Annotated in this window: 12 protein-coding genes; 5 read left to right on the forward strand and 7 right to left on the reverse strand. The window is 52.9% G+C overall.

Annotation, left to right across the window (positions count from 1 at the left end):
* The 3 genes from G6Q15_RS05725 to G6Q15_RS05735 form a co-directional block, all read right to left on the reverse strand.
* On the reverse strand, positions 1 to 2,142 hold the full coding sequence (locus G6Q15_RS05725; RefSeq protein ID WP_164116617.1) for an RNA degradosome polyphosphate kinase: 2,142 nt from the start codon (positions 2,140 to 2,142) through the stop codon (positions 1 to 3).
* Positions 2,139 to 2,753 carry a DnaA/Hda family protein gene (locus G6Q15_RS05730; RefSeq protein ID WP_164116619.1) on the reverse strand — a complete coding sequence of 205 codons (615 nt, stop codon included), beginning with the start codon at positions 2,751 to 2,753 and terminating at the stop codon, positions 2,139 to 2,141. Before G6Q15_RS05730 ends, G6Q15_RS05725 begins: the two co-directional genes overlap by 4 nt.
* 79 nt (positions 2,754 to 2,832) lie before the next feature.
* Complete coding sequence (locus G6Q15_RS05735; RefSeq protein WP_164116620.1) at positions 2,833 to 4,080, reverse strand: heavy-metal-associated domain-containing protein; 1,248 nt, start codon at positions 4,078 to 4,080, stop codon at positions 2,833 to 2,835.
* An 88-nt stretch (positions 4,081 to 4,168) separates the two neighbouring features.
* Here G6Q15_RS05735 and purM point away from each other — a divergent pair, with 88 nt between their 5' ends.
* The 3 genes from purM to G6Q15_RS05750 are packed head-to-tail and all read left to right on the forward strand — an operon-like array spanning position 4,169 to position 6,761.
* Positions 4,169 to 5,311 carry a phosphoribosylformylglycinamidine cyclo-ligase gene (gene purM, locus G6Q15_RS05740; protein WP_164116623.1) on the forward strand — a complete coding sequence of 381 codons (1,143 nt, stop codon included), beginning with the start codon at positions 4,169 to 4,171 and terminating at the stop codon, positions 5,309 to 5,311.
* A complete protein-coding gene (gene purN, locus G6Q15_RS05745; RefSeq protein WP_164116960.1) occupies positions 5,304 to 6,266 on the forward strand; it encodes a phosphoribosylglycinamide formyltransferase in 963 nt (320 codons plus the stop codon). The genes purM and purN overlap by 8 nt, the downstream gene beginning before the upstream one ends.
* A 51-nt stretch (positions 6,267 to 6,317) precedes the next feature.
* Positions 6,318 to 6,761, forward strand: a complete 444-nt coding sequence (locus G6Q15_RS05750) for an SRPBCC family protein (protein ID WP_164116625.1) — start codon at positions 6,318 to 6,320, stop codon at positions 6,759 to 6,761.
* A 51-nt stretch (positions 6,762 to 6,812) separates the two neighbouring features.
* Here G6Q15_RS05750 and ndk read toward each other — a convergent pair whose 3' ends face one another.
* The 4 genes from ndk to G6Q15_RS05775 all read right to left on the reverse strand — a co-directional run bounded on the left by ndk (position 6,813) and on the right by G6Q15_RS05775 (position 10,273).
* Positions 6,813 to 7,244: a nucleoside-diphosphate kinase gene (gene ndk, locus G6Q15_RS05755; protein WP_164116628.1), complete on the reverse strand. Its 432-nt coding sequence runs from the start codon at positions 7,242 to 7,244 to the stop codon at positions 6,813 to 6,815.
* Between the two features lie 151 nt (positions 7,245 to 7,395).
* Positions 7,396 to 7,902 (reverse strand): hypothetical protein, encoded by a 507-nt coding sequence (locus G6Q15_RS05760; protein ID WP_164116630.1) that lies wholly within the window; start codon positions 7,900 to 7,902, stop codon positions 7,396 to 7,398.
* A gap of 62 nt (positions 7,903 to 7,964) precedes the next feature.
* Entirely contained in the window at positions 7,965 to 8,402 is a 438-nt protein-coding gene (locus G6Q15_RS05765; protein ID WP_164116962.1) for a DNA polymerase III subunit chi, read from the reverse strand.
* A 401-nt stretch (positions 8,403 to 8,803) separates the two neighbouring features.
* Positions 8,804 to 10,273, reverse strand: a complete 1,470-nt coding sequence (locus G6Q15_RS05775) for a leucyl aminopeptidase (protein WP_164116635.1) — start codon at positions 10,271 to 10,273, stop codon at positions 8,804 to 8,806.
* A gap of 157 nt (positions 10,274 to 10,430) precedes the next feature.
* Here G6Q15_RS05775 and lptD point away from each other — a divergent pair, with 157 nt between their 5' ends.
* Together lptD and G6Q15_RS05785 are read left to right on the forward strand one after the other, a co-directional pair.
* A complete protein-coding gene (lptD, locus tag G6Q15_RS05780) occupies positions 10,431 to 12,839 on the forward strand; it encodes an LPS assembly protein LptD (RefSeq protein WP_240330778.1) in 2,409 nt (802 codons plus the stop codon).
* Between the two features lie 120 nt (positions 12,840 to 12,959).
* Entirely contained in the window at positions 12,960 to 14,342 is a 1,383-nt protein-coding gene (locus G6Q15_RS05785; protein WP_240330779.1) for a peptidylprolyl isomerase, read from the forward strand.
* Positions 14,343 to 14,351: the final 9 nt, after the last annotated feature.

Below are 14,351 nucleotides of genomic sequence, written 5' to 3' on the forward strand. Positions count from 1 at the left end.
TCAGTTCCCCGATTTGCTGCGATGGAATAGCTTGAGCTTCGGCACGCCTGCACTTTTCTTGAGCGCTGCGCCGCGTCCAGACAGTGACGGATTGGTCATGAAATAGCGGTGCAGGTTAAATGACTTCTTGCCGGGCTTGATACGGGTATAATTCCCCTCCCCATCCAGCGACCAGCTTTGTTCATTGTCCAGAAGGTTGGCGAGCATCACTTGTTCGAGCACCTGATCATGCACAGTGGCATTCACGATAGGCAGCATATATTCAACACGGCGGTCAAAATTGCGCGGCATCCAATCAGCCGAACTGATAAAAACGCGCGCCTTGTCATTGGGCAGCGCCTTGCCATTGCCAAAAGCCCATATCCGGCTGTGTTCCAGATAACGGCCCACCACTGATTTAACGCGGATATTATCTGACATACCCGGTACACCGGGACGCAAACAGCATATACCGCGGATGATAAGGTCAATCTGCACGCCCGCTGCGCTTGCCGTGTAGAGTTTCTCTATAATGGCGGGATCAACAAGCGAATTCATCTTGGCCCAGATTGCACCTGGCTTGCCTTTCTTCACATTACCCATTTCCTTGTCGATAAGCTGCATCAACTCATTGCGCATATCACGCGGAGACATGGTGAGCAGTTCCAGTTTTTCAGGCTCGACATAGCCGGTAATATAGTTGAACAGCTGCGCGGCATCGCGCGCCGCACGCGGATCAGCGGTGAAAAAGCTTAAATCGGTGTATATACGTGCGGTCACCGGGTGATAATTGCCAGTCCCGAAATGACAATAGGTCCGAAAACCGTCCGCCTCACGGCGCACCACCATCGAAATTTTCGCATGGGTCTTCCATTCGATAAACCCGTATACAACCTGTACCCCGGCACGTTCCAGTGCGCTGGCCCAGTAAAGATTCTGCTCCTCGTCAAATCGGGCTTTAAGCTCAATCACAGCTGTGACGGACTTGCCTGCCTCCGCCGCGTCAATGAGCGCGCGGATAATGGCGGACTGTTTACCTGCCCGGTACAAGGTCTGCTTGATGGCCACTACATCGGGATCTTCTGCAGCCTGCTGAAGGAACGCGATTACAACTTCGAAAGATTCATATGGGTGATGGACAACAATGTCCTTGTCACGGATTGCCGCAAAACAGTCACCGCCATGCTCACGGATACGTTCGGGAAAACGTGGACTGAATGCCGGGAATTTAAGTTCCGGCCTGTCCTCATCCACCAGCATGGCCAGGTCACCCATGCCAATAAACCCGTCTATCACTGTCTTCGTCGTGCCTTTGCCCAGCAGGTTTTCTTCCAGCATCAAAGCCACTGCATCGTCAAACTCGCTGCTGGTCTCCAGCCTGATGACCTGCCCGCGGCGCCGGCGCTTGATAGCGCTGCGGAAATAGCGCACCAGATCTTCAGCTTCCTCCTCCAGCTCAAGGTCGCTGTCACGGATAATCCGAAACACGCTGGATGACAGGACCTCATAACCCGGGAACAGGTTTTTGGCGAAAGCTGTCACCACCGATTCCAGCGTGAGGTAGAGTGCCTTGTCCCCCGGGATACGTATGAAGCGATCCATCGTGGCCGGCAGCATGACAAGCTCGCGCACCAATTGCCTATCCGAGGCGCGTCGGAGCTCAAAAATGATGCTCAGCCCCTTGTTCTGGATAAAGGGAAACGGGTGCGCTGGATCAAGCGCCTGCGGCGTCAGGACCGGGAAAATCTCTTCCGTGAAATGTTTTTCCAGCCAATTACGCTCTTCCTGGTCCAGCGCATCAACCTCCACTTGGTGGATATCATTTTGCGCCAGTTCTTCCTTTAGCTCATGCCAGACTTTCTGCTGATCTTCGATCAATTCGCCGGCAAGTTGTTCAATTTCGACCAATTGCTGTGCGGGCGTCCGTCCATCGGCGGAGCGCTGCTCCACCTCCTGTGTCAGCTGTCCAACCAGTCCGGCCACACGCACCATGTAGAATTCGTCAAGATTATTACCCGAAATGGACAGGAATCGCAGCCGTTCCAAAAGCGGGTGTGCCATATTGCGCGCTTCTTCAAGGACGCGTTCGTTAAAACCAAGCCAGCTTATCTCACGGTTGAAATAGCGATAATCGCCGCTGATATTCTTTACGATCGCATTCATGTCGTCAGATCCATCTGCGCGCTTACAGCTTCAGCTGCTTCAGCGACCAGACGCTGCCCAATGGCGGTTTTACGTTCCAGAGTAAGCCGGTCCAGCTCAGCTGCCAATGCATGAATGGCAGCATAGCTGCGCTCCAACCGCAGTAATGCGAACTGTACCAGTTTATCGCCAATGGCAAGCCCGCGTTTCGCAAGCAGTTTTTGCAACAATGCGGCGCGCATTTCATCATCAGGCGGACCAACCCATAGCATTTGCGACGCACCCAGGCGGGACAATAAGTCCGGCAGCTTGATGCCCCATTCTGCTGGCGCGCAGCGGGAAGCAAGCAGCAATGACTGGCTATGCTGCTGTGCATGGTTCCAAGCATGGAACAGTTCTTCATCACTGCAGCTATCGGCATCATCAATAAACACGCCGTCATGCTGCTGAGCAAATATCGTACCCATAGAGCTTTTACCGCTGGCATCGGGGCCAATCAATATACCGGTGTGAAACGGCCATTTCGCGGCATTTTCAAATTGCGTAACCAAAACCTGGTTGCAACGCGTAACAATAAGCTGCGTGTCCGCGCCGTGTCCTTCCGGTGTCAATGGCAGTGCAATCTGGTTCATTGGGCAATCTGGTTCATTGGGCAATCTGGTTCATGGGCATTTGCTATATTCCATATGGTTGTCCACCATTATAGCCTGTTCAGCGCGATATACGCAAAACATTACCACCCTGTTGCACCTGCCATCCCTGCGACTGCAGAGCGGTGCGCAATCCATCAATTGTCCCGCTATAGCTGACCCGCATTACCGATGTGCCGCCAACGGCGACGCTACCGATATTGACTGATGTTACTCCAGGAACGCCGCGCAGCGCGCCTTGTGCAGATGTTACCGCACCTGCATCAGGTGTTGCGATCTGTATTGATACGGTAGTCGCACTCGCTGCAGGTGGAGCAGATTCGACAGTACTGGGAGCAGATTCGATGGCAGTTTCGGTTTCTTCTCCGGTTTCAACCGCTTCTTCCTCTTCTTCGTTCGCATCAGGATCTTCGATCACCAGCGAACTGTCAGGACGCAGGGTACCACGCGAAAGTGCAGCAGAATAAATATCATCAAACCGCTTCACCGCCTCATTCAGCATCACATCAAGGCCATTGCTATTCGCGACGCGTAGCTGAAAACCTTCAAGAAAGCGGTTATCAGGGCCATAACGAGCAGTGAATTTGCCCACAATAGGCCCGCCCGGCCATTCCCGTTCCAGCCGCGCCATGGGCATAATCACATCAGCCGCACCAAACTGATCCAGAATAAGCCGCCACCAGATCCGGCCGCGCCGTTCCACCTGTCCTGCGTTGAGCAACAGCGAATCACTACCGCCGCCGGTAGGGCGCACATAGTCTATCCGACTATCTGCAGTGCGGAAACGCGCCCATGCCTTTTGCCAGTCAGTGCGGCTTTCAAAAACCTGCGCACTGCCGCCGCTCCACATGACTGGTACGACAAGCATTGGCGCAGAGCGCGCACGATTGCCGCGCACGCCCAATATCTGCGCAGCACGCGCACGGTCAAACAATACACCCAGTTTCGCGATATAGCGTCGCGGACCGATCTGTTCTTCCTCGACCACAATCGCCGATACAATGGCATCCAGTGCCGAATCGCTGAGCGCAGGAGCCCCGCCACGGCCTTTTGATTGCCGCCACAGCTTCACCCAACCCTTGCGCTGCGCTTCACGCCAACCCGCTTCACGTGCATCTTCGGCAGACTTTCCGGCAACGTTGACCTCAACGCCTGACACTTCGAAGTCACCGTTGCTGCTCACCGGAGCGACACCGCGATCGCCCTCTATCTGTGCGAAGGTAATTGCGCCGCACCCCAGTGCGATGGCAGTCAAACCTGCCACGCCCGCCTTGCGGATATTGAAGCCCTTAAATGTCACGCTATCCATAAAATTTTTTGACCATATCAATCTGTTTCCACCCTTTTGACGATAATGCGATGGAAATCCAAGCAAGAACTCGTTAATCGCTGCATTTATGAACAGTAAAGATGATAATAAAGCAACGCCAGCAAGCTCCCCAGCAAACCCTGATGCCGAAAGCTATACATATGCGAAGGCGGGCGTGTCCATAGATGCCGGCAATGCGCTCGTTAAAGCGATTGCTCCGCTCGCCAAAGCGACGGCGCGGCCTGGCGCAAATGCCGATCTGGGTGGGTTTGGTGGTTTTTTTGACCTGAAAGCCGCCGGCTACGACGACCCACTGCTCGTCGCCGCCAACGACGGCGTAGGCACAAAAGTCAAACTGGCGATCGATCATGACCGGCATGACCAAATTGGCATTGACCTAGTCGCGATGTGCGTAAATGACCTGATCGTGCAGGGCGCAGAACCGCTTTTCTTTCTCGATTACTTTGCCACTGGCAAGCTGGAAAACGGTGTTGCCCAGCGCGTGGTGGCGGGCATAGCGGATGGTTGCAAACAGGCCGGATGCGCGTTGATTGGCGGCGAAACAGCGGAAATGCCCGGCATGTATACAGCGGGTGACTACGACCTTGCGGGTTTTTCCGTCGGCGCTGTCGAGCGCGGTCAGGTGCTGAAAGGCGACAAAGTGGCGGCGGGCAATGTCCTGCTCGGCCTTACGTCTTCTGGTGTACACAGCAACGGCTATTCACTCGTGCGGCGGCTGGCGACGGACAAGGGATGGAAACTGGACCGCCCGGCCCTGTTCGATCATGATACGCTGCTGGTCGACGCGTTGATTGCACCAACCCGTATTTACGTAAAATCATTGCTGCCACTCATCCGTGTGGGCAGAATCAACGCCATGGCGCATATTACCGGCGGCGGCTTGCTTGAAAACCTGCCGCGCGTGCTACCGGAAGGGTTGCATGCGCATGTTAATGCGGACAGCTGGACACAACCTCGTTTGATGGCGTTCCTGCAAGCTGAGGGCAATATCGAACCTGCCGAAATGGCACGCACGTTCAACTGCGGCGTCGGTATGGTGCTTGCCGTTGCAGCGGACAGGGTAGCAGAGATTATTACCGAACTGGAAGTTGCAGGCGAAACCGTGTTCACCATCGGCGATATCCGCGAAGGCCAGAAAGGCTGTACAGTAAGCGGTTCTGCCGGCAACTGGGCCGCACGTGACGACTGGTCTGAAACGCATCATGGATAAAGTACAGGTTGCCATCCTGATCAGCGGCAAGGGTACCAATATGGCTGCCCTGATATATGCTGCGAAACAAGATGATTGCCCATATGAAGTTGCGCTGGTTGCATCAAACAATCCAAAGGCAGAAGGCCTGAAACTTGCAGAAGCCGAAGGCATTGTGACATTCGCACACAGCAATAAGGGCATGGATCGTACGGCCCATGACGCGCTGATGCATGCTGCCATTTTGGAAAGCGATGCGGAATATGTTGTACTGGCCGGATATATGCGTATCCTGAGCGAAGAATTTATCTGCAAATGGCGTGATAAAATATTGAATATACACCCTTCTTTGCTCCCTAAATATAAAGGTCTTGGTACGTTTCAAAAAGCACTGGATGCGGGCGATAGCCACGCAGGATGCAGTGTGCACATCGTGACGCCTGAACTGGACGATGGCCCCGTTCTGACACAGACTGAAGTCGCAATCATGGACGGCGACACCCCTGAAGCGCTCGCCCGCCGCGTACAGTTTGCCGAACATCAGCTTTATCCCAAAACACTTGTCAAATATGTCACACGCGAGCAGGATCCAGCCTGGATACTCAAACAGGTCCGCACCCGTGCACTCGCACTGCCCGAAACATATGAAAAGGAAAGTTTCGGCGCCCCCGGTTTTCGTGTTGGTACCGAGAAAACCGGCAAATATTTTGCCTATTTCAGCCGCGATCACTTTGAACGCAAAGGCGTTGCACTGTTCGTGAAAACAACCGGCCACGACGAACAGGCAGCACTACTCGATGCCGATCCGGACCTCTATTACAGCCCTAAATTCTATGGCGCATCAGGCTGGATCGCGGTCCGGCTCGACACAGGCGACACCGACTGGGAACATATCAGCGACTGGCTTGCCAAAAGCTGGCGCATAGTAGCCCCGAAACGGTTTGTAAAACTACAGGATATTGCGGACGAGTTTTGATACCCTCCGCTCCTCCTGTAAGCTGGCATGGGACACACTCAGGAGTATGAAATGATCGTAGATATCCAGACAGAAACCATAATTGATAGGCCTTTGGCTGAAGTTGCAGCCTATGCGGCCAATCCTGACAATGCTCCTGAATGGTATGTAAACATCAAGTCGGTCGAGTGGGTGACAAAGCCGCCTTTGCAACTGGGATCGCAACTGGCGTTTGTCGCGCATTTCCTGGGCAGGCGCATGGCCTATACCTATGAAGTTACTGAACTCATCCCGGGTAAACGGTTTATCATGCGCACAGCAGAAGGCCCATTTCCCATGGAAACCACCTATGAGTGGGAAGCAGTTGAAACAAACCGCACAAAAATGAAACTCCGTAACCGGGGTGAACCATCGGGCTTTTCGCGCCTGATGGCGCCGCTCATGAAAACCGCCATGCGCCGTGCCAATCGCAAAGACTTGGCGATGCTAAAAAACATATTGGAAAAAGCCAAATAAAAAGCCGCCGGATCGCTCCGACGGCCTTTAAAATTTCAGTAATTACTATTCTTATCCGACGATCTCATCTTTGTTGAAGAAGTAGGCGATTTCGATCGCTGCGTTTTCGTCGCTGTCGCTGCCGTGTACGCTGTTTGCTTCGATGCTTTCGGCAAATTCCTTGCGGATTGTGCCTTCGGCTGCATCTGTAGGGTTGGTGGCGCCCATAATGTCGCGGTTGGCTTGCATGGCATTTTCGCCTTCCAGAACCTGTACGACAACCGGGCCGGAAATCATGAAATCGACCAGTTCACCGAAGAAAGGACGTTCCTTATGCACAGCATAAAAGCCTTCGGCCTGTTCGCGGGTCATATGGATACGCTTGCTCGCGACAACGCGCAGGCCGGCATCTTCCAGTTTCTTGGTAATGGCACCCGTCAGGTTGCGGCGGGTCGCATCAGGCTTGATAATTGAAAAAGTACGTGTCACGGGAGCTTGTGTCATTTGGGGGATATCTCCAATTGCTAGGCGTTAAACTGATGCCGTGGCCCCTAGCGGCGATTTTGCTGCACTGCAAGAAAAAGCGGTCTTTGTTGCTAAAAACGCTATATTTAGCCCGCTATATGATGTTGATTCCTGATATTGATTGACCCGGCTATTCCTTGCCCGTGGTGAGCATGATCATATTACCATCGTCGCCCGCCTCATTGACCATGACCGAGACCACCGTGCCATCCTTTGCCTTACCCGCCATCATCGACATTTTGTCCGCTGTTATTTCAGTTTCAACGTCAATTCCTTTGGCCTTAAAACTGTCTTTATAATATTTGACGATTTTATCTTTACTGTCGGGTGTTTCCATCTGCACCATTGAGCTACCCTTCCTGTCTTCGGAATTGCTCATATTGGCAGAACTGAGTATTTTTGCTCCGGGATAGGTGGTTACACCATCAGGTAGGTTCGCGGCGATATCCTTGCCCGCCTCAATCGTCATATCACCGTCATCACTGCTGATTTTGACAGTGCTGTTTTCAGTGTCTCCATCGACCGTGTATTCGGTGACATTGCCTTCATCATCAGTAAACGTGCCGGAACGTTCCTTGCTGCATCCTGCAAGTGCCAGGCTGGCGACAGCCGCTGCGGCAATAATGGATGTCTTCATGATGGTATCTCCTGAATAGCTGCGCTGGCCTACCCTACCGAAAACTAAAGATGAATGCTATGCTATGGCCCTTCCACCCAGCGGCCGCCATCCTGTTTCCAGAATTTGCGGGTGATACTCTCATCCTCACCCAACCTGCGCCAGGTTGCACGCGCCGCATCTAATTCATCGCGGCCAAACAGATAGAATGCGCGCTCAAAACCGGTTGCCTCGTCACGCCATTCCCCGTCAGCCAACGCGATAAAACTAGCCTTGTTGCCGTTTTGCGGTGTGTCGTTCAGTAGTATAGGCTGCTCAGTCTGCTTTGGCGATCCTGCAAAATCATGCGCTAGAAAACTATCCGGTGATGCCGACCATAATGCGGTACTGATCGCCGCAAGCTGCTCTTCATGCGCCGAAACGACCAGCAGCCGCTTGCCACTGTCCAGCGTCTTTTGCGCCAATAGAGCAAGCACCTTTTCGGCAGGATCATGGGTGAGCTGGTAGAAATCGACCTGCATCAGCTGTGCACTTCCGGATGCCACCATTGTGGCCGGCTTGACTTATATGACTCAGACTGGGGGACAAGTTCCGCCTGGTCCGGCTTGTCGAAACTGCCCAATAGCAAGGCAATAATAGGCTTATCGTCCACGGCGCCTATTGAACTGCCACATATGTTGCAAAAAGCGCGTCTGGATCCTTCCGAAGAACGATAGAGTGCGGGACTTTCGCCTTTACCTGTCCAGTTCACAGATTCCGCGGAAAATTCAGCCCATGTGACAGTAAACGCGCCGCTATGCAAACGGCACATCTTACAGGAACAGCTGTGTGGACGATCAATGGGCCCAACAGCCTCAAACCGGATATTGCCACAAAGACAACCGCCCGTGTAAAGCTGAGACCCTTGAACCATCAAGTCAGCCTATTTCTCAAAATTATCGGCGATAAACCGGTCAAGCAGACGCACACCAAAACCGGTCGCGCCCTTGTCCCATAGCGGGCCGGGCTTGTCAGCCCATACCATGCCGGCAATATCCAGATGTGCCCATTTCACGCCATCCTTGATATAACGGTGCAGGAACTGCGCCGCCGTAATCGACCCTGCTCCGCGTGGACCCACATTTTTCATGTCAGCAATCGGACTGTCGATCAGCTTGTCATAGGCTTTGGAAATCGGGAAACGCCAGAGCGGATCACCCGATGATTTGGCAGCTGCGTTCAGCTTGTCTGCAAGACCATCGTCATTGGTGAACATACCCGCATGTTCATGGCCCAGTGAAATAATGATCGCACCGGTCAGCGTCGCCAGATCAATTACATATTCAGGATCATATTCTTCCTGTGCCCAATGCAATGCATCACACAGCACAAGCCGCCCTTCGGCATCGGTGTTGATAACTTCAATGGTCTGGCCCGACATGCTAGTCACAACATCACCGGGACGCTGCGCATTGCCGTCAGGCATGTTTTCAACCAGGCCGCACACGCCCACGACATGCGCCTTCGCCTTACGGCCCGCCAACGCTTTCATAGCACCTGCAACGGCGCCCGCGCCGCCCATATCCCATTTCATATCTTCCATGCCGGCACCGGGCTTAAGCGAGATGCCGCCCGTGTCAAATGTTACACCCTTGCCGACAAACACAACCGGCTTGTCATCTGCTCCTTCGCCTTTCCAGCGCATCGCCAGGATGCGAGATGGCTTGACAGAACCTTGCCCCACACCAAGCAGAGCGCCCATGCCGAGTTTTTCCATTTCCTCCACACCCAGCACGGTAATTTCCACACCCAGGTCCGTGAGGTGCTGGCAGCGCTGCACGAAAGTTTCAGGATAAATCACATTAGCAGGCTCTGCGACCAGTTCGCGTGTAAGTGCAACACCCTCGGCCACGGCCTGGTGTACAGGCCATGCGGCCTGCAGCGCGTCGTCCGCACCTGCGATATTTACGGCTTCAAGCGAAGGACGTTGGTTTTTGGGCAGCTTTGTCCGATACTGGTCATGCCGCCACGCCCGCAGCATAATGCCCGACAGCAGGCTTGAGGCGGCTTCGCCATTCACATCAGCACCTGACAGGTCTACCGTCAATTCTTCCACGCCAGAGGTAAGGAATTTCGCGGTGAGAGCACCGCCTGCTTTTTCCAAATCACGCTCTGCAGTATCCGCACTTTTTTCGCCAATACCCAGTAATATGGCACGCACCGGTTTATCGTTTTCTTCGACAAACGTATCAAATACCTGTCCGGTATTGCCCTTAAATCGGGCAGTTACAGCAGCTTTACGCACCAGGTCACTTTGCGCCAATGTTATGTTCGCGCTGTCCAACCCTCCCTTGCTTACTGGAAAACAGATTGTGTCTGCATTGTCGGTACTGGGTTGGAACTGTATTTTCATAAGGTTCATCTTTCCTGCATTAAGTCGTGTTTTATGTTTCCTTGCTTCCGATATAGAAACTGCACCGCGTCCCACAATCGAAAAATTTATTTTATCTATGCCATCAATAGCGCCAAATGGGTTTACAGCCAATGGTAACTGGTGCGATAGGCGTGACATGCGAAGCGGTTTGAATAGCGATGGGCATGCCGTTAATGGCTTGCAGACCGGACAAACCGGGCGGTTTGTAAAACGCGGCCTGCTGGGCGGCACAGCTTTTCTTGCATACATGCTGCTGCCCGCTACTGCTTTTGCCTTTACCGCTGAGACAAGCAGTCAGATAACACCTGCCTCTCAAGCTCAAGACAGTGAATATCCAGAAAAAGAAAAGACGCCTGGGAAGAACGCAGACGCGAAAAATCCAAACAAGAAAAACGACGCCGAGATAATTTCCGAAGCCGTAAAAACCAATCAACAGGTAACGGCCGAGCGTGTTGAATTTCTTGCCGATAAGCTGGAATATGACGAACAGACGCAGATTGTCACCGCAACCGGCAATGTCATTCTCACCCGCGCTACCCAGAAAGTTCGGGCCGGCAAAATCGTCTGGAACAGAAAGACTGGCAAAGTCGAGGCATTAGGCAACGTACGTGTTTCCGACGCAAACGGCAATGTCATATATGGTGAGAATATAACGCTCACCGATGACTTGCGCGATGGCGCCATTGAAAATATCCTGGTCGTGCTGGACGAAGGCGGCCGCATCGCCGCAATGAGCGGAGAACGTGAAGATGGTTTCATCACGCTGAACCGTGCGGTATATTCGCCTTATCCAATCGAAAATCCTGACGGCACACCGCGTCGGCCGACATGGCAGATCAAAGCGGTGAAAGTCGTCTATGATCCCAACAAGGAAAAACTGTCTTACAGGGGCGCCCGGATGGAATTGTTTGGTGTCCCGCTCGTCCCGCTGCCCGGCTTGTCACATTCCATCAACAACCGCTCGCGCAGCGGTTTGCTGGTGCCCAATGTTCGCTTCAGCCAGGCTAATGGTATTGAGTATGAGCAACCTTATTATATTTCGCTTGCGCCCAATCGCGACCTGACCCTGACCGGAAGCGTTTATACCGACGTTCTGCCCATGTTGAAAGCGCAGTATCGCGCGCTCAACGAAACTGGTGCCTATCAGGTAACCGGCTATGCCACGGCCAGCTCTCGTATTCCAGTTGGACAAAGTACACCGTTATCGGCTGAACGGGACTTTCGCGGCTATTTTGATGCCAGCGGCAAATTCCAGCTTTCGCCTGAATGGGACATCAGCGCATCGCTGCGCCTCGCATCGGACCGCACATTCCTGCGCCGCTATGATATTAGCCGCGATGATCGGTTACGCTCCACTTTCCAAGCACAACGAATTGATGAAAACAGTTATTTTTCCCTGACTGGATGGGCAACACAAACGCTTCGTGTCAATGATCCGCAGGGTCAGGTTCCCATCGCCCTACCCATATTTGACTACCGGCGGCGGATGGATGACCCGTTGCTTGGCGGGAAATTCGAATTTCAGCTGAATTCACTCGCTATAGGCCGCACAAACGGACAGGATACACAGCGTGCATTTGGTTCAGCGCGATGGGACTTGCGCAAATTGACGTCCTGGGGTCAGGAACTGACCTTTACCGCCTATGGCCGCGGCGATATCTATCACAGCAGCTCAAATGCGCTGACCCCAACCGAAATCTATCGGGGCAATTCCGGGTTTGAAACACGCGGCGTCGCAAGTCTTGCAGTCGATATGCGTTGGCCGTTTGTTGGGGAAGCTTTCGGCGGCACGCAGACCATTACACCCCGTTTTCAGATCGTTGCAACACCACCAACGAAAAATCTGAGCATCCCAAATGAAGATGCACGTGCTGTCGAACTCGAAGATAGCAACCTGTTCGCGCTTAACCGTTTCCCCGGTTACGATCGTGTCGAGGACGGGTTGCGGCTGGTATACGGCGTCGAATGGCAACTGCGCCGGCCCGGTATGACCATCAACGCCGTTGTCGGCCAAAGCTATCGGTTCAATGACAAGGAAACCATCCTTCCTGACGGAACGGGCCTTTCCAACACCACATCCGATGTTGTGGGCCGGACAGAAGTGAGGTTTCGTGACTTTGTGAAATTCACCCACCGGTATCGGTTGGACAAAGACAATCTTGCTGTCAGGCGTAACGAAATTGATGCCACCGTCGGCACACGCAGAACATATGGTACCATTGGTTATCTGCGCCTAAACCGCGATATTTCCGCGGACATAGAAGATTTGCAAGATCGCGAAGAAATCCGTGCGGCGGGGCGCGTCCAGGTGGCAAAATACTGGTCCGTTTTCGGCTCTGCCGTCGTTGACCTGACGGATGCTGCAGAAAGTAACCTGTCTCAATCGGATGGTTTTGAACCCATACGTACGCGCCTGGGCGTTGCGTATACCGATGAATATCTGGACATGGGGGTAACATGGCGCCGCGATTTTGTTGCCACCGGCGATGCTGAGCAGGGTAATACCTTCCTATTTCGGATATCGTTTCGCAATTTGGGATTTTAGACGCGACACATCATTTCTTGGCTTTTGGAAGGAAAAGTCCTATCGGTCAATTTGCTCAGCTTGGGTTCAGCCTTGTTATGGCAATTCGGCGCATATTTTACGGAAAATTCACAGGAATATATGACTAATTTTAAAATGAAATCGATGGCTTTCGGACTTTCTTTCAAGCAGCTGCTGTCTTCATCAGTTCTTGCTGCCGCATTATGCGCATTCACTGCTCCTGCAGCAGCGCAAAGCATTGATGAAGCCTCCTCTGCACAAGCAAATCCGGCTGAATCGCAAGCGCTCACTGTTTTCGGTGAGAATAATCCTAACATCCGGCGCGCTACAGCTATTGTGAACGGCAAGGTTATTACAGGTACCGATATTGATCAGCGTATGGCTCTTTTGCTGGCCGCCAATGATGGCACTCTTGCAGCCGAAGAGACCAAGGCACTTCGACTGCAGGTTCTTCGCAACCTGATTGACGAAACGCTCCAGATTCAGGCAGCTAAAGCCAATGAGATTGAAGTCAAGCAAGCTGAAATCAATCAGACATATACACGGGTAGCCAATGAGAGTTTCCGTCAGGATCCGTCTGCCATGGATGCCTATCTGACACGTATAGGCTCATCGCCTGCCTCCCTGAGGCAACAGATACATGGTGAACTGGCATGGCAACGCCTGCTTGGACGCAATGTAACACCTTTTGTGAATGTCGCCGAAGAAGAAGTGAAAGATATTATGAAGCGCCTGGAAGAATCCAAGGGCGTAGAAGAATATCGGATTGGTGAAATTTACCTCTCTGCTACACAAGAAAACGCGCAACAGGTCTTTGAAAATGCGAGCCGCCTGATCCAGCAGATTCAGCAAGGTGCCAATTTTACAGGTTACGCCCGGCAGTTCTCTGAAGCATCCACAGCCCCTGTGGGCGGCGATTTAGGGTATGTGCGGCTTGAAACACTTCCTGCTGAGATGGCAACTGCTGCACGCCAGATGCAAATTGGCCAGCTTGTCGGCCCGGTCCAGATTCCTGGCGGATTTGTTATCGTGTACCTTATTGATAAAAGGCAGATCCTGACAGCAGATCCACGAGATGCACTTCTCAGCCTTAAACAGTTATCAATTTCATTTCCGCCTGGCGTGACACAGGAACAAGCGGCTGCACGGGCCGGTGAATTTGCAAATGCAGCACGTCAGATACGTGGCTGCGGCGATGCGAACCGTGTTGCCGCTGGCCTTGGCGCTTCAGTCGTGGATAATGATCAGGTCACGGTGCGCAGCCTCCCGTCCGCGCTGCAGGATACAGTATTGCAAATGTCAATTGGTGAATCGACACCACCATTTGGATCTATCGAGCAGGGTATTCGCATACTCGTTCTTTGCGGGCGCGATGATCCGAAAGTCAATTCAGGTCCTACGGCCGAGCAATTAACCCGGCAGCTTGAAGATGAGCGCATCAACAAGCGCGCGCAAACATACCTGCGTGATTTACGGCGTGATGCAGTAATTAGTTATAACTAAAGGATAATT

This window comes from Sphingorhabdus sp. Alg239-R122 (genome assembly GCF_900537065.1).
Taxonomy (GTDB): domain Bacteria; phylum Pseudomonadota; class Alphaproteobacteria; order Sphingomonadales; family Sphingomonadaceae; genus Alg239-R122.